Consider the following 25031-nt stretch of genomic DNA (forward strand, 5'->3'; position numbering starts at 1 on the left):
TCCAGAGCAGCGCCCAGCCACACCAGCCCGGAGCCAGAAGCCGCGATCCACCATGCATAAGACGGGCTGAGCGATGCAGAGCTACGACTACCGCGCCATCGACCCCCAGGGCAGGATCCACAAGGGCCGGATCAGCGCCGCCAACGAGCTGGATCTCGACCTGCGGGTACGCAAGATGCACCTGGAGCTGCTCTCCCACCGGCGCAGCCGCAACCACGGGCGCAAACGCTTTGGCCTGGGCGGTAACCGGCGCCGCCTGCTGATCGACTTTGTCTTCTCCCTGGAACAGCTGGTGCGCGCCGGGGTGCCGCTGCTGGAGGGGATCCACGATGTGCGTGACAGCCTTGCCGCCTCCTACTTCAAGGATGTGCTGGGCAATGTCATCGACGCCATCGAGGGCGGCAGCACCCTCTCCCAGGCACTCGAGCTGCACCCGGAGCTGTTCGACCGAGTGTTTATCAGCCTGATCCGAGTCGGCGAGGAGTCGGGGCGCCTCGACACCCTACTCGAGCAGATCACCGAGTCGCTCAAGTGGCAGGATGAACTCGCCTCCCACGCCAAAAAGATCATGATCTATCCGCTGATCCTCGGCAGCGTGCTGCTCGGCGTGACCGGCTTTATGATGGGCTATCTGGTACCCCGCCTGGTGCCCTTCATCCGTGAGATCGGCGGTGAACTGCCGCCCCACACGCAAGCACTGATCGCCACCTCCGATTTCATCATCGCCAACTGGCCGTTTCTGCTTGGGCTGCTGCTCGGGCTGCCACTGGCGGTGCGCCTAGCCCGTCGCCTGAACCGCCGCTTCGACTATCTGCTCTCCCTGCTGTCACTGCGCTTCTGGCTATTCGGCCCGCTCAACCTGAAGATCAAGCTGGGACGCTTGGCACAGAGCTTCTCGCTGATGTACAGCTCCGGCATCTCGGTACTGGAGGCGATGCAGCTGAGCGAGTCGCTGGTACAGAACCGGGTGCTGGAGGAGAAGCTGCGCGGTGCCCGACAGCAGATCGCCGAGGGGGTCGGCATCGCCGAAAGCTACAAACGCATGGATCTCTTCCCGCCACTGGTGGTGCGCATGTTGCGGGTTGGCGAGAGCAGCGGCGCGCTCGACAAGGCACTGGATAACGTCAGCTACTTCTACACCCGCGACATCCGCGAGACCATCGCCAAGATCGAACCGGCGATCTCCCCGGCGCTGACCATCGCGATGGCGGCGATCATGGGCTGGGTGATGGTCAGTGTGCTCGGCCCGATCTACGACACCATCGCCAAGATAGGATGAGCATGCGCCCGGTACTCTTCTTCAGCGGCTACATGATGACAGTGTTCCACTGGAAAGGGGCGCGGCAACTGTGTCAGTTTGCCTTCCCCCCCACCCCGGAGGGGATAATCGCCTTCCGGGACTATCTGGAACGACTTGGGCGTCAGCCAGTGCGCCTGCTGGTGGACCTGATCGAGGAGGAGTTCCAGCAGCGTGAGCAACCCCATCTGCGGGGGCGGGACTATCGCCGCTACTGCCGCAACAACGGCCTGCGCATGTTCGACCAATCGCCTTTTCTCCACCACTCCCTGTTGGAGGTGCGCCGCAGCGACAGCGGCAAACGGGATTTTGTACTCTACTCCGGCCTCACCAACCCCGAGCTGATGGCCCCCTGGCTGCTGGCGATCCGTGAGACCGCCACCCCGCTGTTGGGGATTTGGTCGGTGCCGCAACTCAGTCGCGGCCTGATCGAGCAGCTGAAACTCAAACGGGAGAACGTGCTGCTGCTCAGCCAGGAGGCCCCCTCAACCCTGCGCCAGAGCTTCTTCCGTAACGGCAAACTCTACTTCAGCCGGCAGGCGGCAGTGCCCCGAGGTGGGAAAGCAGAGATCCGCCGTTTCCTGCAGCAAGAGCTGCAGCACACCCGTGCCTTTCTCGCCTCGCGGCACTTCATCAAGAACGGCGAACCACTGCGTCCGGTGGCACTACTACGCGACGAGTGGGCCAGGCTCTTGCGCGAGGAGATACAGGCATCTGATCTACATGACCCAGTGATCGCATCGGTCTCCGAAGTGTATGAGTTATTTGGCATCAACACCGATGAGTCGGTTTTGTGCAACGTACTCTTCACCTGGCTCTGCTCCCGTGCTCCCCAACGCAGTCAGCCCTATCTTGACCCGCCGGGCCTACAGGACTACTACGGCTACCAGGCCGGACAGATGCTCAAAGCGGCTGCCATGGGACTATTCTGCATCGCCCTCGGCTTCTCCCAGTATCAGGTAGTTGAGGCCCTCATCGACCACGCCAAGATTCCGCAGTTGCTGCATAGCACTCAGCAAGCCGATAGCCATTTTAAAAAGCAGTATGGCGGTATTGAGGAGCAACTGGGGCAGGCGGCCCGCATGCGCCATTCGGTAGAGTGGTTCGACAGCTTCCGGCAGCACAGCTATCCCGCCCTCCCTGGTCAGGCGCTGGCAGCCGTCTCCAGAGTACTGGAAAGACCAGACCTGGAGGAGATCCAGATCACCAGCCTGCGCTGGCTGCTGGGAGACGAAGTGCCGCAGGCCACAGGTAGTGACAACTCACTGGGCGGCGATGATATGGACAACAGGCAGCAGCCGGGCGGCATGCTGGGGATGATCGACGAGATGGGCATGGATGACATGGCAGACGAGAGCATGGCGCAAGAGGTTAGTGGCCGGTTGGTCCACAACCTGCTGATGCGAGGCATCATCAAAAGCGAGGCGGAGAACTACCGTCGCCAGCTTGATCTGATCGAGCTGTTGCGTAACCGACTCTCCCACCAGGCCCATGTGGAGGATATCGCGGTGCGCCAGCTGCCGGTTGACATCAGTTCCAGCGGCCAGGTCTCCGGCCGTGCCGGAGTCAAGGCAGTAGGCAACAATGACCAGGATAAGGACCGGGAGTTCGAGATCCTTATCAGCTTCTCTCAGCAGGTGGAGTCATGATCCATTCCAACTACCTGCGCCGATACCGTCTCTCCTTTGCCGCCCTGCTCAGCCTGGTATTACTCTCATTCCTGATCATCAGCGCATCCATCTGGTATGCCAGTGAGATCAACAGCGAGACCGCTGAGGTCCGTACCGCGCTGCATCAGGCGATGGCCAGGATTCGCGAGGCGCGCCGCAATCTGGAGCTGGCCGCTATCTACCAGGATCGCTATAGCAGCCTGCAGCAGCAGGGAGTCATCGGCGAGGAAGAGCGGCTGGCCTGGATCGAACAGATACGTGAGACCGCCATCGCCCAGGGTATCCCACAGGTCACCTACTCACTGGCAAGCCGCACCCCCTTCCAGCCACCATCGGCGAGTGACCTGATCCAGTCGCTCCCCCTGTTTGGCAGCCGCATGAAACTGCAACTCGGCCTGTTGCACGAAGAGCAGCTGTTCCGCTTCCTGCAGGGATTGCAGCGGCAGGTAACGGGGCTCTTTCTGGTACGCAGCTGTCAGTTGCAGCGCGCCGAACGGGATCGGCCCATCAAAACCAATCGCACCGACCTGATCAATATTCGTGCCGCCTGCGATCTGGAGTGGTTAACGATCAACTTTGAAGCAGCAACTGGAGTCGTCGATGAGAGCATGGCGCCCTAGATTGACAATCCTGCTGCTCCTGCTTGCCGCACCGGCAGCCAGCTGGGCCGAGGAACGCCAAAACGGCTTCGGCCGGCTGTTCACCTCAGCGGAGCAACGCTATCAACTCGACAACCTGCTGCGACAGCCCAACGCGGGGCCATTCACAGAAGCTGCTGTTGAACCCCCTCCGGCGATTCATCTGAAAGGGACCGTATTCCGTCCGCATCAGCGCAATATCAGTTGGGTAAACGACCATTCGACGCTCAAAACCAGTCGGCTCTCAAATGGCATTGATGTGCAGGATCGCCACGCCGACCGGGATAAGGGCGCTATCCCGTTACAGTACGGCACAGCGATTAAGCGATTGAAACCTGGGCAGGTGTGGCTGTTACAGCAGCAGCGGGTGGTGGAAGCGATTGATCTGCCGACAGCGCAACCACTGCCAGCGCAGGCAGACGCGAAACAGACAACGGCCGCCATAATGGAACACAGCAAGACACAAGCCGTCCCCACCATTGATGCCACCGAAACTACAGGTAGCCAACTATGAACCACCTGCGCCGACCCCAACAGGGCGCGGCCTTCCTGCTGCTGATCTTCTCCCTGACCATGGCGCTGGCAATGGCGGTAGTCGGCAAGTTCTCCATCGACCGGTTTCGCCTACACCGGGCCAACACCAACCTGGAACAGCTGCAGCAGGCCAAGCAGGCGCTAATCGGCTACGCCGTGATGCATAGCCGTCCCGGCGCCCTGCCCTGCCCCGACTACAACGGCGACGGCCGCATCACTAACCCCGAAGACCACAACGGCAGCCGCTGTCGCAGTGAATCGGGCGGAACCATGCGCCCTGGTTGGCTACCTTGGCGGGAGCTGGGGGTGGCGCAACTGATCGATAGCAGCAACGCCACTCTCTGGTATCTGCCCAGTCCGGCCTATACCGAGCTGGCCAGCGTCCCGCTCAACAGCGACACCTCGGGCGCTCTGAGGCTGGATGGCCAGGGGGATATCGTTGCGCTGGTGATCGCCCCCGGGCCGGTGCTGGATCAACAACAGCGCAGTAGCGCGGTAATGGGCAATGCCGATCGGGCCCGCTCCGCTCACCTGGAGGGGGAGAACCGCGACAGCGACGCCGATTTCACCCAGGCCCGCCCAGCCTCCACCGGCCTCAATGACCGGCTGATCGCCATCACCCGCCGTGAGTTGATGCAGGAGGTAGAGCGCCGCGTGGCCGCAGAGATCGCGCTACGCCTACGCGACTATGTAGCCGGTTGCAGCCGCTTTCCTGATGCGGTGCCATTTACTGATCCGTCCGGGCTGGCGCTGTTCGACAGTCAGCCAGGCACCTCAGAGGGGCTGCTGCCCATCGACAGTGTGCTGCCGGCCAACTGGGGCAGTGGCTGCGCCGCCGGCGCCTCCCTGCCACCCTGGTTCCAGGCCAACAACTGGCACTGGCTGAGCTATTTCGCCAGCGCCGCGACCAATTGCTCCCCCGGCGTCGACTGCCTTGAGGTGGCCAACCTGCCCGGCCGAAGAGACAACAAACAGGGGCTGCTGCTGCTCGCCGGTATCGACCTTAGCGGGCGCCGCCCCTCCGCCACTCTCAGCGACTATTTCGAAGGGGAGAATGGCCAGAGTGGCAACCGCCGCTTCGACCTGCGCCCACCCGGTGGCAACGACACACTACGTGTCATCCTTCCATAGCAATCAGGAGAGCGGCCATGAAGGTCTCAGCGCAACGCGGTTTTACCCTGATCGAACTGGCTCTCGGCATGGTGATCATCGGTCTGCTGATGGGTGGGGCATTGATCTCACTGATGTCGCAACGCGAAACCCAGGCGCGCCACGAGACCGAAGACCAGCTGCTCACGGTGCGTGACGCGCTGGTGGGTTTTGCCATGGCCAACGGCTACCTGCCCTGCCCAGCAACCCTCGGCAGCAATGGACAGCAGGCCCCAGTCGGCGGCGGCAACTGCAGCCAATCCCACGGCTATGTGCCGGTCAGAACTCTCGGGCTCTCCGGCACAGTCGACAGCAACGGTCTGCTGCTGGATCAATGGAACTCTCCCCTGCGCTACAGCGTCACCCAGAGTGATGTCGGTGGCGCATCAAGTGCGGACTTCACCACCCCCGGCGATATGCGGGCGGTGCAGATGCAGTTTCTCAATCCCGATCTGCAGATCTGTCAGGCGGTCAACTGTCCCGCCGGCAGCGTGATCAGCAGCACCGCGCCGTTTGTGATCTTTTCCATCGGTAAAAACGGCACCCGCTCCCCCGGTCGTCATGAGCGCGAGAACATCGACAACAGCGATCGCCAGTTCTGCTCCCGCGGTTACGCCGACCTGACCAGTTCAGAGCGCTTCGACGACCTGCTGCTCTGGATCTCGCCCCAAGTGCTCTACCACCGCCTCGTCACTGCCGGGCAGCTGCCCTGAGCTGATCCCAGACGTTGAAGCCTCAACAGCTGTTGAGGAATGCACAGCCTATTGTCGATATTTCAACACTGCGTTGGCACCTCGAAGAGATAACTCCGTGACATCTCCCGTGCAGGCCCGTTTTCAAGCTTTTTTATGACCAATTTCGCCTACTCGCCCATCTGGCACGCAGCCTGCAATAACACACTTGACTACTACCAATCGAGAGGTCCAAGAAAATGAAAAAACAGAACGGCTTTACCCTGGTGGAGATATCCATCGTCCTGGTCATCATCGGCCTGCTGATCGGCGGCATCCTGAAGGGTCAGGAGATGATTCAGAACGCCAAATACAAAAACTTCGTGCAGCAGATCGACTCCTATCGGGCGGCGGTCTACGCCTTTCAGGATCGCTACAAGGCCCTGCCCGGCGATTTCAACAAGGCGACCACCAGTTTTCAGGCACCCAGTGGCGTGACCGTAAGAAATGGCAATGGCGATGGTACTGTGAGCGGTGGCTGGTGCGACAGAAACACCGAAGAGTCCTGCCTAGTCTGGCAGCATCTGATGCTGGCCGGCATGATCGGTGGTGATGTCAGCGCCCAGGGCAAGGCCCTGCGCCGTCAACACCCCTACGGAGGCCTGATCGACGCCATCTCCACCGGTAACTGGGCGAATGGCCGCAACGAACTGAAGATCCTGATGCGTAGCCTACCCGGCGACATCGCACAGCGCATGGATGATGAGCTGGACGATGGCAATGCCACCTCCGGTGATATGGCCCGCTACGGCGGCTCCGGTAGCAGCTATGACAAAAACCAGAGGCTCGATGTCTTCATCACCCTTTGATCCCCTATTGTAGACGCAAAGCCCGGGAATCTCCGGGCTTTGCGTTGTCTGGAAGATCAGCACATCTATAGGTCAGGCCGCACCCGACATTACCCATAATTTCAGTCGATTACACCTGGCGGGCATGGCCCGCCCTATTTTTTGTTAGGCTAATCTCCACCGGCCTCCCCCTTCTCAGCCGCTCCCTTCAAGGTAAAACAGACCCGTCCGTTGCGATTCTCCGCCAACTCCAGCTTAAAACCGTGGACCTGAGCGATCCGGGCGGACTGGTAGAGCCCCACCCCCAAACCATTGTCCGAGGCAACCGGCCCGTTAAACAGGCTTGCAACCACCGCCTCGGGCACTGCGGCACCGCTGTCACAGACTCTGAGCAGAAACCCCTCGTCACGGGTATTGTGCAGCTCCATGCGGATCATCAGCTGCGGCTCACTGAGCCGCTTGAGCCGGGCGTTCTCCAGCAGATTCTCGCTGATCGAGGTCAACACCGTGGCGGGCACCTTGCGCCTCACTTCCAGATGTGCAGAAAATTCGGCATCACGGCCAGTATAGAGCAGCTGTAAACGCTCCCACCAACTCTGGATTTCTACCCAATCTTCTTGTTGAACCAAAGGTGCCCGCAGCTTATCCAGTGTCGTATGTAGTCTTTTTCCAAGTGCTTTCAGCTGACGCGAGACCACTGCCAACGCCTCACCATCACAGTCATGGCGCGCCTCTTCGGCCAAGGCAGCAACAGTATTCATCGCCTGCAGAATATTCTTTATGTCGTGGGTCAGACGTGCACCGGTCTCGTAGATGGCGCGCAGATGCGCCTGTTCAGAGAGCCGTTTCTCCCGCGAGTGGGCCAGATAGAAAAACATCAGGGCCTTCTGCAACAGCCGGGTATGGTAGCGCAGGCCTGGTCCGACCTCCTGATGGAAAAAGAAGTGGATGCCAATATCCTGCTCACCCACCATTGAAACAAAATCGGTGGCCCTGCCAACCATCTGATCACCGTTTTCCCGGGTGACTTTCACACCCTCCACCCAACCGAGTTTCAATGCCTCTTCAGCCCCCGCAGTGAGCAGGGTTTCAGGTTCGATATTGGGGCGGGAGGCGATATTGGCCAGGTTGGAGAGCCATAACTCAAACGGGGTTCCAAGATTGAAGATATAGCTCTCCCAGAGCTGGGAGAGCCCCTCACCCGAGCGCAAGAAGAAGCTAAGCGCAAACATCAGCAAACCGATACCGAGCATCGCACCGGCCAGCCCAAAGTGATATTCGATGCCGCTGAGCAGATGCACCATCGCCGCCCCCATCCCCAGCGCCAACACCAGCAAAACAAACAGCATGGAGTGGAAAAAGTCGGTACGGCCAGCACTGTCCCCACCCCACGATGGCGACAGCACCATCCAGACAATCGGAATGAAGCCCAGAAAGATAAAGAGACGGTACTCAGCAGCTGAAAAATTTGCGGGAAACAGCGTCAGTGGCAGCAACACCAACAGCAGATCGACAAGCAACACAACCAGCGCAGCCGACAGCAACAGGCGCTCACTGCGGCTGGAAAACACCCGCCCACTGACCAGGCCAATCAGCAACAATAACCACAGCTCTGCCGCGAAAGGTCGGGCTGGTGTAACAAAGCAGATCAGAATGGGTAGCAGATAGAGCAGATCCCGCAGTTGCCAATCCACATCGCGGCGCAACAGCGGCTGCCAAAGCAGGAAAAAACCAAGATGAACCAGAAGCAGACCCATTGCAACCGTCGAATCAATCCCGCTCAGCAACGCGAGCTGCAACGCCAGCAGTGACAAACCCAGACGACGTCCCGGAACAGCCAAGCTCTTTTTTAAAGAGAAAACCAAATCCATCTGACACCCATTATCTCGGATAAAGATTACTCTCCCCCCTCCCACAACTCATGGGGCTATAATAGCCGCCTTTTTTGGCCGAACCATCTGATACACACCATGGACAAGACCTACGACCCCCACGCCATAGAACAACGCTGGTACCAGACCTGGGAAGAGCGCGGTTACTTCGCCCCCGCAGCCGAAGGCGACAGCGCCTACTGCATCATGATCCCGCCGCCCAACGTCACCGGCAGCCTGCATATGGGGCACGGTTTCAACAACACGATCATGGACACCCTGATCCGCTTCCACCGGATGAAGGGGGACCAGACCCTCTGGCAGCCCGGCAGCGACCACGCCGGCATCGCCACCCAAATGGTAGTGGAGCGCCAACTGGAGGCACAGGGCAAGACCCGCCACGACCTGGGCCGCGACGCCTTCATCGACCGTATCTGGGAGTGGCGCCAGGAGTCCGGCGGCAACATCACTCGCCAACTGCGACGTCTCGGCTCCTCCCTCGACTGGCAGCATGAGCGCTTCACCATGGATGACGGGCTCTCCGAAGCAGTCAAAGAAGTCTTCGTGCGCCTCTATGAAGAGGGGCTGATCTATCGCGGCAAACGCTTGGTCAACTGGGACACCAAGCTGCACACCGCAGTCTCCGACCTGGAGGTGCTCAATGAGGAGGAGAGCGGCCACATGTGGCATATGCGCTACCCCCTCTCCAACGGCCAGGGCCACCTGATCGTCGCCACCACCCGCCCCGAGACCATGCTGGGCGACTGCGCGGTGGCAGTGAACCCCAACGATGAACGCTACAAGCACATGATCGGCGAGCTGCTGGAGCTGCCGCTGACCGAGCGCAAGATTCCGATCATCGCCGACGAGGAGCACGTCGACCCCGAGTTCGGCACCGGCTGCGTGAAGATAACCCCGGCCCACGACTTCAACGACTACGCTGTCTGGCTGCGCCACCGCGACGAGATCGCGATCAGCGAACAGCCCCACGGCGGCCTGATCAATATCTTCACCAGCGACGCAGCGATCCGCGAAAATGAGGTGGAGGAAGGCGAGCTGATCCCCACCAAATATATCGGCATGGACCGCTACCTGGCGCGCAAACAGATCGTCGCCGACCTGGAAGCCAGCGGCCTGCTAGAGCGGATCGACGACCACAAGCTGATGGTGCCCCGCGGCGACCGCTCCGGCACCGTGATCGAACCCTTTTTGACTGACCAGTGGTACGTCAAGGTCGGCCCACTGGCGAAGCCCGCCATCGAGGCCGTCGAGAAGGGCGACATCAAATTCGTACCCGACAACTGGAAGAACACCTACTACGAGTGGATGCGCAACATCCAGGACTGGTGCATCTCCCGCCAGATCTGGTGGGGGCACCGCATCCCCGCCTGGTACGACGACGAAGGCAACGTCTACGTTGGCCGTAGCGAGGCTGAGGTGCGCAACCAGCACGGCCTCGACGCCGACTACCCGCTGCGCCAGGATGAGGACGTACTCGACACCTGGTTCAGCTCGGCGCTCTGGCCCTTCTCCACCCTCGGCTGGCCGGAGGATACCCAGCGCCTGCAGGCATTCTACCCCACCAACGTGCTGGTCACCGGCTTCGACATCATCTTCTTCTGGGTGGCGCGGATGATCATGATGGGGCTCAAGTTCATGGATGGGCAGGTCCCCTTCCACGAGGTCTATGTGCACGGTCTGGTGCGCGACTCCCACGGCGATAAAATGTCCAAGTCGAAGGGCAACGTACTCGACCCGATCGACCTCATCGATGGCATCGAGCTGGAGGCGCTGGTGGAGAAACGCACCAGCGGCATGATGCAGCCAAAACTGGCGAAGAAGATCGAAAAACAGACTCGCAAGGAGTTCCCCGACGGTATCCCCAGCTTCGGCACTGATGCTTTGAGATTCACCTTCGCCGCGCTGGCCGCCACCGGCCGCGACATCAAGTTCGACCTGGGGCGCATCGAGGGCTATCGCAACTTCTGCAACAAGCTTTGGAATGCCTCCCGCTACGTGCTGATGAACACCGAGGGAGAGGACTGTGGCCAGTCTTTACCACGATCGGGAGGCGAACTGGAGCGCTCGGTGGCCGATCGCTGGATCCTCTCCCGGCTGCAGCAGACCAAACAGAGCGTCACCGAGGCGATCGAAAACTACCGCTTCGACCACGCCGCTCAGGCGATCTACGAGTTCACCTGGAACCACTACTGCGACTGGTACCTGGAGCTGACCAAGCCGGTGCTCAACAGCAACACCACATCGGAGGCCGCCAAGCGCGGCACTCGCCGCACCCTGGTGCGGGTGCTCGAGGCCCTGCTGCGCCTGGCCCATCCGATCATGCCCTTCATCACCGAAGAGATCTGGCAGCAGGTCGCGCCACTGACCAGCAAGGATGGAGAGACCATCATGCTCCAGCCCTACCCCAGCTTTCGCCAAGCGCTGGTCGACCCTGAGACGGAGCAGCAGATGGAGTGGGTGATGCAGTTCATCCTCGGCATCCGCAAGATCAAGGGCGAGATGGACATCGCCCCCTCAAAAAAGGTGCCGGTGCTGCTGGCCAATGCCAGCGAGCAGGATGCAACCTGGGCCGAGGCGGCCCGCCCCTACCTTGATTTTCTGGCCAGGACCGAGTCGATCATCCGGTTGGATGAGGGCGATGCCGGCCCTGAGTCTGCCACCGCCCTGGTCGGCGAGATGCAGGTGCTGATCCCACTGGCCGGCCTGATCGACAAGGATGCGGAGCTGGCGCGCTTGGAGAAGGAGATGGGCAAGCTCCAGGCTGAGCTGGAACGCACCGACAAGAAGCTCGCCAACCCCAACTTTGTCGACAAGGCACCAGAGGCGGTGGTGCAGAAGGAACGGGATAAACTCGAGGTGGCGCGCAGAGCATTGGCTGATCTAGAAACACAGGCAGAGAAGATCCGCGCTCTCTGAGCTGGCACTCCAGTGCCGCCCTGACCGGCCGAAGCAGCACCCGGCACCAGCGCCGGGTGCTGGCTAGCCAGCATCGACTCTCAACACAGCCTGAGAATGCCCAGCTTCCCCCACCGGCACACAGCACCCTGCTGAAATCTCATCAGCAGCTGCCATGTTTCCATGGGGGATATGGAATAAAAATCGTATGAGGGGAGGCAGGCCGGTGGTTCAGTGCCAGAAAGAGCCAAATGTCGGAAGCCTTAACCGTCAATGGGTCCTGAACATCGGCGGTTTTATGACCCCGATGCCGGGCGTGCCGGTACAGGACACAACACTCTCAGAGGAGGCCGCCAGTGCCTGTGTCGAGAATTACATTGGTTGCCAAAACTTCGCCCTCAGTAAAGAGTGTGTGGCGGAGCGAGAGGCATGCAGAGAGGTGGCCCAGGGAATTACCGAACAGCCTGCAAGAGAGCAAAAACTGGGGCAGTGTCAGGATCAGTTCGAGCAGTGCAATCCGCCGCCCGACCTTCAACCCACGATGGAGTCAAGCTGGACACAGATCGAAAGCGGTATCGTGGTCCCCCTCTATGTGCTGATTTTCGCTCTCATCGGAGGAGCCGTGAGCATGACCCGGCGGGTGCCGGAGATCCAGCACAACGCCTGGCGGGTGGAGCAGGAGGTGACAGCGATCATCAATAAGCATCCGCTTGTTTCGAAGTTGGCGGACGCCACAAACCACTACACCGCGATGCTCAATGCGGCAGGAAGACTCGAACCCGATTCGCTGCAGCAGGAGGCAGAAGAGTTGGCGAACCTGGCTTCCGGACTTGAGATCCGTCACAGCAAGGGGATACAGGAAACCGCGCAAGTGGCGGACAGAGTGGCGGAAAACAGCAGTACTGCAGGCCTGCAGCCGTTGCAGGAGGCGGCACAAAGACTGAGTCGAATATTGAGTCAACTGCAGCAGACCGACACCAGCAAACTGCAGTCCGATGCAAAGCGCCTGGAAGACGAACACTGCCTACAGGTTCGGGACAAGCGGGTATTCGAGATCATGCAGGTACTCTCAGCGCCCGTGATTGCGGTCATCGCCGTCTACTCTATGAAGCTGGAGACCGGGGCCACCACCGCCCTGGTTGCCTTCGCCGCCGGTTTCGCCTCCAAGACTATTCTCTATGTCATCCGCACCATGCTGGATGCCCTGCAACCGCAGTATGTCACCCGTAACGAACAGGCACAGCAAGAGAAAATCTCCCAGGGCCTGAAAAAGCTGCAGCATGATGCTGACTCGCAACAGAGCGAGCGTGTCGCTACCCCGTAAAAAATTTTGGGACATCCCAGCCCCAAAATTCGACTCGCCAACGCGACAGCCTATAGTGCCCCGGCCGCCCTGCGCCCGTGCCAACCCCAGAAATCGACATGCCTGCATTCAGCTTTCATTCAGTTAAACCCCCTTAGTCTGTAAACAGAAGATGAGTTATCTCAACCTGACTAACTTAATAAGACAATGGGAGACAGTGATGAAAAAACTGAGTGGAGCACTGCTCGCAACGGCTGGTTTTCTGTTTGCGTTTGCTGTTGAAGCACGACCAGTCTGGCAGGATGACAAGATCGATGTTGAGATCGTCTCCGATTATGGCCATGAGTTCCCTAAATATGAAATTGATGACGACGGGAAGACACATCGCGCCTACCTGGAAGCCCGAAAGGGAAAAAATTACGCTATCCGTGTCACCAACAATAGTGATGAACGCATCGGACTCGTCATTACGGTCGACGGCAGGAACATCATCTCCGGGAAAAAATCCAACCTGAAACCCCACGAACGCATGTATGTTCTTGGCCCCTATCAACAGGCAGAGTATGAGGGCTGGCGCACCAGTAAAAAACGGGTCAATCGATTCTATTTCACCAGCATCGACGACTCATATGCTGATGCCTGGGGCGACCGCACGGCGATGGGCGTCATTGCAGTTGCCGTGTTCAAGGGCAAAAAGCCTGACATTGCATATGACAACTATCCCCGCCGACAGGAGAAGCGCCGCGCGCTTCGTAGATCGGGGGCAGACACGCTTGAAACCGCACCTGGCACCGGGTTTGGCGAGTCGGAATACTCACCGGTCAGAACCGTGCACTTCAAGCCGCGTTCCAAGGCAAGCGAAAAGCACTTCATAAAATACGAGTGGCGAAGAACACTCTGCAGCAAAGGCGTAATCGACTGCCAAATCACGCACAATCGTTTTTGGCCTGATGAATGGGACAGCGGGTTTGCACCCTTTCCCCCCGGTCGCGGGGGCTTTTAACCCGGGTCTCTTACCATGATGTGGGTTTTGGGGGCAATCTGACTAAGAAGCCTCTATCTCAGAAGATTTGCCCCGGTTTGACTGTGATAAAACGGTAGGGTGCTGCCAGCAGGCCGTCGTCGGTGGTCACCAGCACGGTGGCCTCCCACTCCATCGCATCCCGCACACAGACCGGCAGTATGCCCTTACCGCTATAGCGCCCCTCCGCCACCCGACTGAGCTGTGGACGGTTGAACCCCATGTTCATATCGACCCCTTTGAAATCAACCTCGACCCGCTCCGCCTCGATGCCCTGCAGCGTCACCTGCAGCTGCAGCGGCCGCACCAGCGGGATCTCACGGGGTTCGATAACGAAGCTGATGCTACCGCCGCCAGGCAGGGAGGATACACAGGGACCGGCGCGAAGGTCACAGCCGGGATCGAGCGGCGCAGAGAACTGAGCCTTAGGGTAGAGGATCGGCCAAACTTTGTAGACCACCACTGCGACCAGCGCGGTCAGCAGCACCCCTACAGACAACCATAAAACACGATCTTTTTTCACTGCCATTGAGACTGCCGGGTTGAACTGGATTCAGGCATTGTAGGTGAGCCGGGCCGAAGTGGCACTGTCCAAAATCAAATCGAAAGATAGCAACCAGACAGCCTCAGAATCAGTCAAATGTCGCGACTAAAGCCACCCCTGTAGAGCTATCTATTTACTAGCCAGCTCAATAAATCGTTCAGGATCGGGCTGCGGGTAGGGGTAGAGCCGGTCGAGCGGGATGCTGTGGCCAGCAGTCTGCACGATCCGCACATGGTTGCGCTGGAACTCATGGGCACAGCTGAGGCCACAGGAGTGGGCCAGCATGTCGAGCTCCTGGTTGATCTGGGTGGCGTAGCTGGCGACCCGTTTCGCCTTTTCCGCCACCACCAGCCCTTTCTGCAGCCGTGGGTTCTGGGTGGTGATGCCGGTGGAACAGCTATTCTGATGACACTGCAGCGACTGGATGCAGCCCAGTGAGAATAGAAACCCCCGCGCACTGACGACAAAATCGGCACCGGCACAGAGCGCCCAGGCGGCCCGGTCTGAGGTCACCAGCTTGCCCGAGGCGATGATCCGAATCCGCTCCTGCAGAACCGGCCTGATAGAGCACATCCACCAGCAGCGGTAGGGACTCGCTCAGCGACAAGCCGACGTGGTCGGCCAACGCCTGGGGCGCGGCGCCTGAACCGCCCTCACCGCCATCGAGGGTGATAAAGTCCGGCGCGCTCACCACACCGCGGCGCAAGATCGCCGCCACCAGCTGCTGCGGATAGATCTCGCTGCCGATCACCGTCTTCATCCCCACCGGCTTGCCGGTGATGCGGCGCACCCGCTCGATCACATCCAGCAGCTCATCCGGGTTACTGATCTCCTGGTGGCGATTTGGGCTGATCGCATCCTCTCCCTCGGGGATGCCACGGATCGCCGCGATCTCGGCGGTCACCTTGCTGCCCGGCAGTATCCCGCCCTTGCCCGGCTTAGCGCCCTGGGAGAGTTTCAGCTCGAAGGCCCGCACCTACGGCAGCTCCGCCAGCTCCCGCAGACGCGCCTCATCGAGCTGCCCTTGGGCGTCGCGCACACCGAACTTGGCGGTGCCGATCTGAAAGATCAGGCTGCAGCCGCCCTTCAGATGCTAGGGGGAGAGCCCCCCCTCACCTGTGTTCAGCCAGACCCCGGCCTCTGCCGCACCGATCGAGAGCGCCTCCACCGCCCGGCTGGAGAGGGCGCCAAAGCTCATCCCGGAGATATTGACGATATGCTGCACGACAAAGGGGTGGCGACACTGGGGACCAATCACCAGCGCCGGGGCGCAGTGCAGATCCGATTCGAGGATCGCGTAGGGGGAGTTGACGAAGATGATCGAGCCTGGCTCACGCAGGTCGTTGGTCGAGCCAAAGCCGATGGTGCCAGGCAGCCCCTTCGCCTTGCGGTAGACCCAACTGCGGGTGGCGCGGTTGAACGGCAGCTCCTGGCGGTCGTGGGCAAAGAAGTATTGGCGAAAGAACTCCCCCTGGCCTTCCAAAAAGTAGCACATCCGCCCGACCAGCGGAAAGTTGCGCCGCACGCTGCTGTGGGTCTGAGTCAGGTCACGTACGAACATCACACCAAGTAGCAGAAACACCAGCCCCGCCAGCCAGCCCATGCCGGTAAACAGCCAATAGACGAAGTCAGCCGTCATCGCTTTCCCCTTATCGATATCACCATTCAAATACCTTAGCTGCTACGGTTCATGGGGTGATTCGGTTTCATTACACACCCATTGCATCTGATGGAGAGAAGTGCATCCAACAGCTGGAAAAGATACGTATAGGCTTGGAGTGCCAATAAATGCCTCGACTCACCATTGCAACGGAAAAAACCAAAACGTCAGGAGTCACTATGCCGAGCGCCGCACAACTACTGGTTGAATGCCTGGAGAATGAGGGGGTCGAGATGATCTTCGGCATCCCTGGCGAAGAGAATCTGGATCTGATGGATGCGCTGTTGGAGTGAAATCAAGGAGCCGGAGATCATCCCGGAGCTGGTGCGCAAGGCGTTCAAGGAGGCCCAGGCGGAGAAACCCGGCGGCACCTTTATCAGCTTCCCGGAGAACATCGCCGGCAGCGAGATGGTGGCACCGCTCAAGGTACAGGCGGCGATGCCGCCATCGCCCCCCAGGCAAAGATCGAACAGGCCGCCGCCCTGATCTCAGCCGCAAAGGCACCGATCATCCTGGCCGGCAACGGGGTGATCCGCGCCGCTGCCAGCCCGGCCCTGGTGGCATTCGTCGAGACCCTGCAGATCCCGGTGGCACAGACCTTCATGGCCAAGGGGGTGATCCCCTTCTCCCACCCGCTCAGCCTCGGCACCGTCGGTCTGCAAGCCAACGACTATGTGGCCTGCGGCTTTGCCCGCGCCGATCTGGTGATCTGCATCGGCTTTGACATGGTGGAGAGTACCACCCTCACCTGTGGCACCCCAACGCGGACAAGCAGCTGATCCATATCGACCAGAGCGCCGCCGAGGTGGATGCCCACTACATCCTCGAGGCTGGGGTGATCGGTGATATTGGCGAATCGCTGCAGCGGATCGGCGCACTGGCGACGCCCCAGACATCACCGCAGAGCGGCACGCTGCGGCAGATGATCATCAACGAGCTGGACGCCTTTGCCGACGATGAGAGCTTCCCGCTCAAACCCCAGCGCATCCTCTACGATACCCGACAGGCGCTGGATGCTGACGATGTTCTGATCTCCGACGTCGGCGCACACAAAATGTGGGTAGCGCGGCTGTTCCGCACCGAGCGCCCCAACCGCTGCATCATCTCCAACGGCTTTGCCTCCATGGGCATAGGTGTCCCCGGCGCCATCGCCGCCAAGATGGTCCATCCGGACAAACGGGTGCTAACGATTACCGGCGACGCCGGCTTTATGATGAACTCCCAGGAGATAGAGACCGCACTGCGCCACCAGATCGCCATCGTTATCATGATCTGGCACGACAACGAGTATGGGCTGCTCAAATGGCACCAGCAGCGCCACTTTGGGCGCACCGGCCACATCAGCTTCAACAATCCCGACTTCGTCAAATACGCCGAATCGTTCGGTGCCAAGGGTTATCGGGAGGAGAGTGCAGAGACACTGCTGCCAACCCTGCAGCAGGCGTTTGCCGACGATACGCTGGTGGTGGTCGATGTGCCGGTGGACTACTCCGAAAACATGAAACTGACCGAGAAGCTGGGGCAACTGGTCTGCCCTATCTAAGCGAATCTTGTTCATTCACCACAAATCTGATGTCAACCGATCCAGCAATGCTGCGTTGTTTAGGTTGAGAGGACCGGAAACGGCCATCCCAATCAACAGATCAGATTTCAGAAAGGAAAGACCATGAACATGAAGACTACAAAACTCGCTCTCATCAGCCTGTTAACCGCTCTATCGATCACTACCACCGCGACGGCGGGTGAAGTTCAAGGCCGAGGCTGGGTCAAAGGCTATGGTGCCGCACAGGGTTCAGGTGTATTCAAAGGCACCGGCACCGCCAGTGGTAAAGGTGTGGTCGTCTATCGCGACCAGAATGGCACTATCCGCCATAAAAAGGGCTCAGGCACTGTTTCCGGCCGCGGTATCGCAATCGGCAAAGGCAGCATCGCAGGAAAAGGGAAGGGCTATGGCAAAGGCCGGGCGGCCGGTGTTGGCAAGGCTTGGCAGCGCTAAAAGATAGCGTGCGGCTGCAGCAGCGTTCTGCCAGGATTGGCGGAGCGGCTAGCTGAGAGCCGCCGAGCCACTACTGTTTGGGCTTTTCATCCTCGATCGGGATATCCAGATCAGCAACGCTGGCCGTGTTAGCCTCGTCCTCCAGCATCTTGGCCCACTCATCCTCCAGTGAGCCGGCTTCAAACACCTCATCTTCGAGCGTCTCCCCTACATCCGGGATTTCGATATCGACATGGCCCATCACCCCCACCATGGAGGCGGTGTTCTCCTCCTCTCCTATGCCCACCTCCTCCAGTGCCACATCGATCTCGACTGCCTCAACCGATTCGACAGGCCCGTCATCACCAATAGGCAAATCAGTGGGCTCAGGTTCAGACTCAAGTTCAGGTTCGACAATCTCCACGGCCAGCTCCTCATCCTGCAACTCAGCCTCTACCGCTTCGACTTCAACAGTTTCACTATCTGCTGCAGGCGCCTCATCCATCGGCTCGCCCTCCGCCGGCTCCCCCTGGAACATGTTCATCAGCTGCTGCTTGTCCACCGCGTTGTCAGCCCCACCGGAAAACATCGATGAGTATTCACTAAGCATCTTTCCCATGGTATCCATGGTGACACGCAGCTCTGCCGAAAGACGTTCATTTTCCTCTTTCAGACGATGGATCTCTGCATTTTCGTCAAATGAGTCGCCACCCTCAGCCACGCCCTCTTGTCCCGCCACTAAGTTTTTCGGCAGCTTGAGTTGCTGGTAGCCCAGCACCAGGTTCTCTACATCCACATCGATCTGTTCAAGCGCTATGTTGTCTTGCTTCAGGTAGCCATTGATCAAATTTTGATAGAGCTGCATCTCATACCGGCTCAGGTCGTGTACCGTCTGATCCAGCGCCTCGCCCTGATATTGATAGCTGCCGCCAAGTAATTCCCGCAGGCGCTTCTGGCGCGGTTCCTTGCTAGATGTGACCTTGGCAACTAGTGCCTGTACGGCCTTACGGATTCGACTTCGTCTGAGAATTGTGAGGGTGATCAGCACCCCACTCAGAATAAACAGCGCCAGCAGCACCTCTCCCAGGATGAGTACGGTCAGGCCGCTTAACTCGATCATTAGGTATTTCTCCCTGAATCCTACTCTTGCAAGACGCCAGCTGCTCCTTCATCAACCAGCGTCACCTCATCCTGCCTGTTACGTCGCACCCACCAGAAGGCCCCTCCGCCCAGTGCCAGAACCAGCAGATTGATGACAGCGAGCCAGATTGAGCTTGAGATCCAGTCGGTCTCCTCCTCTTCCTCCGCTTCTTGCGCCACTGGCTCTGCCTGGGTCTGCGGGGCCGGCTCATGACTAGGCTCTGCTGGTTCTACCGGCTCGGGCTCATCAACTAGTTGCTCCATCTGCGCCGGTGCAGGGTTGGATATGGGTTCTGGCTCAGGTTCCGGTTCGGGCTTGGATTCTGCCGGCGGAGGCTTGATGCCCTCCACCTCCATCGGCCCATCGAAGTAGTCCACTGGATGCCCCGCAACTGTTTGCCCCTTCAGCTTGATCATCAATTTATGGGGGCCGCTGAAACTCATAATGTTGAAACTGCCTGAGCGAACCCCCTCACCGGCGTCTGTCAGCGCAAGCGGAAGTTGTTCCCCCTCCGAAGACTCCAGCCAGGCCTCGATCTCTACCCCGTCCGGCCTGAGCAGCCGTTTATCAGGAAGGATCTGTAGCTCCATCTCACCCTGCGCGGCGCCTTTGGTGACTTTGATATCAAGCGGTGACACCACCTCGTAGCTGATCCGTTTTTCACGCACGAAGGTGCGTCCTTTGGCGTTCAGAAGTAGTTCCCCCATCCCTGGCTGCAGATCCTCACCGCCATAGGCGAGGGAAAAGTAGCCATCTGCAGCGGTTTTATCTGCTCCTACGCCATCATCCAACAGTGGGCGTGGCTCATGTTCACGCTCTTCATCGCGCTGCATGGCGCTGATGTTGACTACCTTCAGGAAAGACTGTTTCTTGATTAGACGATCATGGTCGGTGAAGCTAACCTCCAGCGGCAGGGTCACCCCCTGCACCAGTCGATTCGGCAGCTCGTTCGTTTGCATTTTTAGGTCGGTCACCACCATCACCCGGTTGTCGGGATCGACCTCGGCACGCACACGCCATTCGCCACCCTCGGGATTAGTGATGGTGAACATGTCGTAGCCCTCATCTTGGTGCCAGCTGACCGAGTCGGGCAGATTGCTGGCACCAAAGGCCTTGCCGGAGGGGGGGATCACCTGGGTTGGTTTGGCGTCCGGTTTACGAAATACCAGCACGGTGGCTTCGGTAATGGAGTCGTCGATGGAGAATTTATTGTCTTTGAACGGTACCGTATCCGGTTTGCCAACCTTCTCAAACATACGCAGAAAGACCTTCTTCAGCTGCTCTGCATTGTCCACCTGCTCATACCATCCCCCGGTGGTCTGGGCCAGCGCCTGCATCAGCTCGTGGTCGGCGTTTTTCGACAGGGCAATGGTGTGAATGCTGACCTTCAGCTGCTGTAGTCTGGGTACGATTTTTTGCAGGATCCGCTCACGGGAGGCGTGGTTTTTCGCACTGTCACGGGAGATATCAACCATGCCGTCGGTGAGCAGGATCAGATTGCGTCGAAACAGAGTCGGCGGACCACTCCAGTCTTCCGTGGCCCGGTGCAAGGCCTCTTCGATATTGGTGCGCTGTCCGGGCGAGGCGATCTTTTTCGACTCCGCGCGGGCCCGCCGCTTCCAGGCTTTATCGGCCTGACCAAGAGGGATCTGCATATTGACGTACTGGCCAAAGGTCCAGACACCGGCACGGGTCTCTTTCGGCAACAGCCCGACCAGCATACGCAGTGCCGGACGACGCAGATTGTGCGGATCGTTCTGCTTCATGCTACCGGAGATATCGATGAGAATGCGCACATCTGCCTGCTCCCCCGGCTTCTGTTTGGCCGCCGCAGGGGCCATAGATGCCCCCAACAGCAAAGAGACCAGGATGAGAAAGACCCAGCCAACTCGTTGTTTCATACCTACCCACCCCGTGATTGGCGGTTTATGCAAAACAGGCCGCCAATCGGCCTGATACAGATGTAGAGAGCGGCTGGAGGCCTTGTCACTTTAATTCATGGAAAATAGAAGCCACTGAAAAACAGTGTGAAATTGGGAAGGACAGGGCCAATCCGCAGATAAATTGATAAAGGTTTTTGCCTGCAATGCTCAGGCAGAGCTTCGCTGCCAGTGAACTGGTGTTGTATTTATGTGATAACCATCTAGCATCTGCAGAAACAGCAGGAGGAACCCCTAGTGACCGGCGATACCCCACACGGCCTCACCCCTCAACAAGCCTGGCAGATGATTCAGGACGATCCCCGCACGGTGCTGGTCGACATCCGCTCCAGCATGGAGTTTCTATTTGTCGGCCACCCCGTCGGCGCGGTTCATGTACCCTGGATCGACGAGCCGGACTGGACTGAGAACCCCCACTTCGTCACCGACATCCGCAAGCTGCTGCTGGGTGGCAGCGTCTGCACCATCGACGACGGCTGCGCGCCGGTGATCCTCATCTGCCGCAGCGGCAAGCGCTCTCTGGAAGCGGGCAAGACGCTGCTGGAGGGCGGCTTCAGCCGCGTGTTTCATGTCGAGGAAGGGTTCGAGGGGGAACTCGACGAGCACCATCACCGCAGCTCAGTCGGCGGCTGGCGTTTTCACGGACTCGCCTGGGAGCAGTGCTGAAACCTTACGGCGGTCCAGGCAGGCACGCTACCCTACGTAGATCGCCATCTCCCGCCGGTGGCATTCCAGATCCGGATCAGGCACAGATGCCAGCACAGCAATCTCACGCCGATAATCCTCACTCAGCCTCGCCTCTTCAGCACCAATCACCACATGGTGTTTGTACCAGTCAAAGGGTGCTAGTCCTGCATCGATCTGCGTTGCGTAGTAGGTGAAGGCCTCCAACTCACCAGCTCCCGGAACGATGAGTCTTACTGATTTCCGCTCATACCCGTTGCCTCGCCCTTCATACAGATCGAGGGTCTGCCCCGCCTCGCGGCTGATTTGATAGAGATGGCCCAGGATATAATCGCACGCCACCCCAGTATGATAGGCGTCGCACTTGCCGGAGCCGTCCCGACCACTCTTGTGGAATTTGAGGCTGTGTTTTGGCAGACATGCAATCCCCAAAGAGTGCGCATCGGGGATCCGGGCAGTCATCCGCTGCAGCGACATATTTGAGCCGTAGGCGAAATAGAATCTCATAGCCGCAAACTATACTCGGAACTCACCCACCAGCGCCTGCAACTCGTCGGCAAGCTGGCTCAATACTTGGGTCGAGGTGGTCAACTCCACTGCACTGGATGAGGTGTTGGCAGCCACCTCGTTGATACCCGCCAGATTCTTCTCCACTCCGACCACCGTAAGATGCTGGGCCTCTGCTGCATTGGCGATACCGCGGTTGAGTTCAGTGATCGAGCGCACCATGCCGGCGATCTGGTCCAGCCGAGTATCGGCCTGATTCGCCGGTTCAACGCAGGCCTGGGTCTGACTGCGGGCCTGGGTCATAACCTTGATCGCCTGGCTGGTACCCTGCTGCAGCTGATCGATCATCACCTGGATCTCGCTGATCGAGTCATTGGTGCGGGCCGCCAGTCCACGCACCTCATCGGCGACCACAGCGAATCCCCGACCCTGCTCACCGGCACGCGCTGCTTCGATCGCCGCATTCAGCGCCAGCAGGTTAGTTTGCTCCGAGATGCCGCGAATCACATCAAGCACCCCACCAATCGACTCGCTCTTTTCACCCAGTTCATTGACCACCCGGGTCGCCTGCTCCACCTCTGTCGCTACCACCTGAATCAACAACAGGGTCTGTTGCACCAGAGCCCGCCCCTGGCTGGTCTCCTTATCGGCCAGACCAGCACGCTCAGCGGCCTGGAAGGTATTGGCCGTCACCTCCTGCAGACTGCCCGTCAATTCGGCCACAGCATTGGTCACCGATGCCACCTCCTGTTGCTGGTAGCGGACCGCCTCGCCTGCCTTGTCGGCAATCCGGGAGATATCGTCGGTGGTGCTAACCAGGCGGTTCATCGACTCCTGCACCCCGGCGATCATATCGCGCAGCTTGCTGGTAAAGGCGTTGAATCCCTGAGCCAGCTGGGCCGTCTCATCACTGCCTTTGACGCTCAGGGTGACATTCAGACCGCCCTCACCCTGAGAGAGACTGCCGAGCTGGTCCCGCACCTCCCGGATCGGCCTGACAATCGCCCGCAGGGTGAGCATAAAGGCCAGCACCGCCACCAGCAGACCCAGCAGGATGGCGATGATTATGCTGTTTGCGCCGGTGGAGACCAGCCTCTGCAACTCACCCGTTTCCACTTCCACCTGGGCACGGTTGTCGGCGGTCATCTGCTCCACCGTCTGCATCAAATGTTCTGCCACCTGGGTATAGTCGCGGTGGGCCTGGCGACGTACCGCATACCGCTCAATTGAGGCAGAGAGTAGCTCCCGGTGTTCCTGCAGCTGCTCCATCAGCAACTGGCTGTGACTCTTCCCAACGTTCTCACCGCTCCTGATCGGTTGGCTGAAAAGCTGGTCCTCGCTGATCTGCTCCAGCGCATAGAGCAGATCCTCACCGATCACACCGAGTTGCCGGTCCAGATCCTGCGGTGGGCTGTTCTGTTTGAACCGACGATAGAGGTCGAGCTGCGAGAGCACTGCCAGGCGCGCCTCTCCCGCTGCACTCACCACCGCTCTGGGATCTCCCTCCCCCTCATCTGGCGCTCTGTCATCTCCCTCCTCAAACTCGCCCAGCTCCTCTTCGCTGCGGCTGTTCAGATCCCGCTCCAGCATCTGCTGGCTGGCAAGCCGCTCCACATCCACCAGCAGACGCTGAAATGCAGCTGCATTGGCAGACAGCGCCGCCTCTGCGGACTGAAAGGCGTTGTGGATCCTGATCAGCTCTTCACGGGCCTGGACAAACACCTCGATTTCACCATCCAAAGCCTGAAGCTGCTGTGGTGCAATCCGCCCGCTGGTCTTGAGCCGGACGATCGCCTCCAGGGTCAACCGTTCTGCCTCTGCCATCTCAGTACGTTGTGCCGAGTCCCTGCCCGCCAGAATCTGATCTACTGCGATCAGCTGCTTCTGCACACCGCGGATCGCCCCATTGGCACTCTCCATCGAACTCCATACCGGGCCGGTGATCTCAGCCAGCGCTGATGAAAGATTGCTGATTACCCAGTAGCCAACCAGACCACTTGCCGCCAGGATCAGACCAGCGACCAGGAAACCGCCGCCGATCTTCGCGCCTATGCCCACCTGTCGCATGATCGCCCCTCTGTATAATTTTGTAATATGACTATAGCCATGCTAATCGGCGTGACAGACAGAGACTTTAAACGACTCCCCCCCTCAACAACCGCCATAACTTTCCTGACCACACGCTTGAATAGCGAAACCGCCGATGTAATCATCGGCCCCGCCCGACCCACTAAGAAAGAGAGACCATGACAGCACCATTCGATACCCCACAGGATGCGGAAGACGCCTACTATGACGCCATCGACGAGGGCGATCTGGAGGCGATGATGGCGGTTTGGGAAGCATCGGAGGAGATCCTCTGCCTGCTACCAATGATGCCAGCCCAGCACGGCCCCAGCGCCATCCATCAGGCCTGGCAGGCGATCATCGGTGACGGGATGAAACTCGACATCGAGGTTAAGCACCTCAGCTGGATCGAGAGCGGCGATCTGGCGATCCACCTCATCGAAGAACGGGTCGCAATGCCCGGCCAGCCGCAAAAACAGTCGGTCTACGCCACCAATACCTACCGCAAGGGCGCGGACGGCTGGCGCATCCTGGTGCATCAGAACTCACCCGTCCCGCTACCGCCGGAGATGATGCAGCCGGACATAGCCTGAAC

Annotated in this window: 24 protein-coding genes and 1 pseudogene; 17 read left to right on the forward strand and 8 right to left on the reverse strand. The window is 59.4% G+C overall.

Going from position 1 to position 25031, the window contains the following annotated elements; translation table 11 throughout:
* The first annotated feature begins 73 nt into the window (after nt 1–73).
* The 7 genes from L0Y14_RS08875 (at nt 74) to L0Y14_RS08905 (ending at nt 6828) form a co-directional block, all read left to right on the forward strand.
* Complete coding sequence (locus L0Y14_RS08875; RefSeq protein WP_005965955.1) at nt 74–1279, forward strand: type II secretion system F family protein; 1206 nt, start codon at nt 74–76, stop codon at nt 1277–1279.
* A gap of 2 nt (nt 1280–1281) precedes the next feature.
* Entirely contained in the window at nt 1282–2946 is a 1665-nt protein-coding gene (locus L0Y14_RS08880; RefSeq protein ID WP_006473772.1) for a hypothetical protein, read from the forward strand.
* Complete coding sequence (locus L0Y14_RS08885; protein ID WP_005965442.1) at nt 2943–3587, forward strand: hypothetical protein; 645 nt, start codon at nt 2943–2945, stop codon at nt 3585–3587. The genes L0Y14_RS08880 and L0Y14_RS08885 overlap by 4 nt, the downstream gene beginning before the upstream one ends.
* Nucleotides 3568–4119 carry a hypothetical protein gene (locus L0Y14_RS08890; RefSeq protein WP_240991565.1) on the forward strand — a complete coding sequence of 184 codons (552 nt, stop codon included), beginning with the start codon at nt 3568–3570 and terminating at the stop codon, nt 4117–4119. Before L0Y14_RS08885 ends, L0Y14_RS08890 begins: the two co-directional genes overlap by 20 nt.
* Complete coding sequence (locus tag L0Y14_RS08895) at nt 4116–5270, forward strand: hypothetical protein (RefSeq protein WP_006473770.1); 1155 nt, start codon at nt 4116–4118, stop codon at nt 5268–5270. Before L0Y14_RS08890 ends, L0Y14_RS08895 begins: the two co-directional genes overlap by 4 nt.
* A gap of 17 nt (nt 5271–5287) precedes the next feature.
* Nucleotides 5288–6001, forward strand: a complete 714-nt coding sequence (locus L0Y14_RS08900) for a type II secretion system protein (protein ID WP_006473769.1) — start codon at nt 5288–5290, stop codon at nt 5999–6001.
* Between the two features lie 218 nt (nt 6002–6219).
* Nucleotides 6220–6828: a prepilin-type N-terminal cleavage/methylation domain-containing protein gene (locus tag L0Y14_RS08905; protein ID WP_006473768.1), complete on the forward strand. Its 609-nt coding sequence runs from the start codon at nt 6220–6222 to the stop codon at nt 6826–6828.
* A 149-nt stretch (nt 6829–6977) separates the two neighbouring features.
* On the opposite strand, the gene L0Y14_RS08910 is transcribed toward L0Y14_RS08905, so the two are convergent.
* Nucleotides 6978–8678, reverse strand: coding sequence for an ATP-binding protein (locus L0Y14_RS08910; RefSeq protein ID WP_240991564.1), 1701 nt, complete (start codon nt 8676–8678; stop codon nt 6978–6980).
* A 99-nt stretch (nt 8679–8777) separates the two neighbouring features.
* Between L0Y14_RS08910 and L0Y14_RS08915 the strand changes: the two genes are divergently transcribed.
* The 3 genes from L0Y14_RS08915 to L0Y14_RS08925 all read left to right on the forward strand — a co-directional run bounded on the left by L0Y14_RS08915 (nt 8778) and on the right by L0Y14_RS08925 (nt 13900).
* On the forward strand, nt 8778–11615 hold the full coding sequence (locus L0Y14_RS08915) for a valine--tRNA ligase (protein WP_006473765.1): 2838 nt from the start codon (nt 8778–8780) through the stop codon (nt 11613–11615).
* A 277-nt stretch (nt 11616–11892) separates the two neighbouring features.
* The gene (locus tag L0Y14_RS08920) at nt 11893–12918 is read left to right on the forward strand and encodes an AAA family ATPase (RefSeq protein WP_138921711.1); all 1026 of its coding nucleotides are present in this window, start codon (nt 11893–11895) and stop codon (nt 12916–12918) included.
* 199 nt (nt 12919–13117) lie between these two features.
* Complete coding sequence (locus tag L0Y14_RS08925; protein WP_006473763.1) at nt 13118–13900, forward strand: hypothetical protein; 783 nt, start codon at nt 13118–13120, stop codon at nt 13898–13900.
* A 58-nt stretch (nt 13901–13958) separates the two neighbouring features.
* Here L0Y14_RS08925 and L0Y14_RS08930 read toward each other — a convergent pair whose 3' ends face one another.
* The 3 genes and pseudogenes from L0Y14_RS08930 to L0Y14_RS16510 all read right to left on the reverse strand — a co-directional run bounded on the left by L0Y14_RS08930 (nt 13959) and on the right by L0Y14_RS16510 (nt 16101).
* Complete coding sequence (locus L0Y14_RS08930) at nt 13959–14447, reverse strand: hypothetical protein (protein ID WP_005965462.1); 489 nt, start codon at nt 14445–14447, stop codon at nt 13959–13961.
* 144 nt (nt 14448–14591) lie between these two features.
* Entirely contained in the window at nt 14592–14975 is a 384-nt protein-coding gene (locus L0Y14_RS16445) for a glutamate synthase-related protein (protein ID WP_305790597.1), read from the reverse strand.
* Nucleotides 14860–16101, reverse strand: a pseudogene (locus tag L0Y14_RS16510) (glutamate synthase-related protein). Before L0Y14_RS16510 ends, L0Y14_RS16445 begins: the two are co-directional and overlap by 116 nt.
* 200 nt (nt 16102–16301) lie before the next feature.
* On the opposite strand from L0Y14_RS16510, the gene L0Y14_RS16665 reads away from it, so the two are divergent.
* The 5 genes from L0Y14_RS16665 (at nt 16302) to L0Y14_RS08945 (ending at nt 18118) form a co-directional block, all read left to right on the forward strand.
* A complete protein-coding gene (locus L0Y14_RS16665; RefSeq protein ID WP_006473758.1) occupies nt 16302–16415 on the forward strand; it encodes a thiamine pyrophosphate-binding protein in 114 nt (37 codons plus the stop codon).
* A complete protein-coding gene (locus L0Y14_RS16670) occupies nt 16399–16608 on the forward strand; it encodes a hypothetical protein (protein ID WP_006473757.1) in 210 nt (69 codons plus the stop codon). The genes L0Y14_RS16665 and L0Y14_RS16670 overlap by 17 nt, the downstream gene beginning before the upstream one ends.
* A 26-nt stretch (nt 16609–16634) precedes the next feature.
* A complete protein-coding gene (locus L0Y14_RS16675) occupies nt 16635–16901 on the forward strand; it encodes a hypothetical protein (protein ID WP_305790640.1) in 267 nt (88 codons plus the stop codon).
* A gap of 26 nt (nt 16902–16927) precedes the next feature.
* Nucleotides 16928–17665, forward strand: coding sequence for a thiamine pyrophosphate-dependent enzyme (locus L0Y14_RS16680; protein WP_006473755.1), 738 nt, complete (start codon nt 16928–16930; stop codon nt 17663–17665).
* 123 nt (nt 17666–17788) lie between these two features.
* Nucleotides 17789–18118, forward strand: a complete 330-nt coding sequence (locus L0Y14_RS08945) for a hypothetical protein (RefSeq protein WP_040818632.1) — start codon at nt 17789–17791, stop codon at nt 18116–18118.
* Nucleotides 18119–18188: 70 nt separating this feature from the next.
* On the opposite strand, the gene L0Y14_RS08950 is transcribed toward L0Y14_RS08945, so the two are convergent.
* Nucleotides 18189–19217: a hypothetical protein gene (locus L0Y14_RS08950; protein ID WP_006473753.1), complete on the reverse strand. Its 1029-nt coding sequence runs from the start codon at nt 19215–19217 to the stop codon at nt 18189–18191.
* A gap of 20 nt (nt 19218–19237) precedes the next feature.
* Nucleotides 19238–21139 (reverse strand): vWA domain-containing protein, encoded by a 1902-nt coding sequence (locus tag L0Y14_RS08955; RefSeq protein ID WP_050799308.1) that lies wholly within the window; start codon nt 21137–21139, stop codon nt 19238–19240.
* Between the two features lie 276 nt (nt 21140–21415).
* On the opposite strand from L0Y14_RS08955, the gene L0Y14_RS08960 reads away from it, so the two are divergent.
* Nucleotides 21416–21844: a rhodanese-like domain-containing protein gene (locus tag L0Y14_RS08960; RefSeq protein ID WP_005958674.1), complete on the forward strand. Its 429-nt coding sequence runs from the start codon at nt 21416–21418 to the stop codon at nt 21842–21844.
* A 27-nt stretch (nt 21845–21871) separates the two neighbouring features.
* On the opposite strand, the gene L0Y14_RS08965 is transcribed toward L0Y14_RS08960, so the two are convergent.
* Together L0Y14_RS08965 and L0Y14_RS08970 are read right to left on the reverse strand one after the other, a co-directional pair.
* The gene (locus tag L0Y14_RS08965) at nt 21872–22369 is read right to left on the reverse strand and encodes a gamma-glutamylcyclotransferase family protein (protein ID WP_005958676.1); all 498 of its coding nucleotides are present in this window, start codon (nt 22367–22369) and stop codon (nt 21872–21874) included.
* Nucleotides 22370–22378: 9 nt separating this feature from the next.
* Complete coding sequence (locus tag L0Y14_RS08970) at nt 22379–24436, reverse strand: methyl-accepting chemotaxis protein (RefSeq protein ID WP_006473750.1); 2058 nt, start codon at nt 24434–24436, stop codon at nt 22379–22381.
* Between the two features lie 179 nt (nt 24437–24615).
* Between L0Y14_RS08970 and L0Y14_RS08975 the strand changes: the two genes are divergently transcribed.
* The gene (locus L0Y14_RS08975) at nt 24616–25029 is read left to right on the forward strand and encodes a YybH family protein (protein WP_006473749.1); all 414 of its coding nucleotides are present in this window, start codon (nt 24616–24618) and stop codon (nt 25027–25029) included.
* Nucleotides 25030–25031 lie beyond the last annotated feature (2 nt).

The organism is Candidatus Endoriftia persephonae, assembly GCF_023733635.1.
Classification (GTDB): Bacteria; Pseudomonadota; Gammaproteobacteria; order Chromatiales; family Chromatiaceae; genus Endoriftia; species Endoriftia persephonae.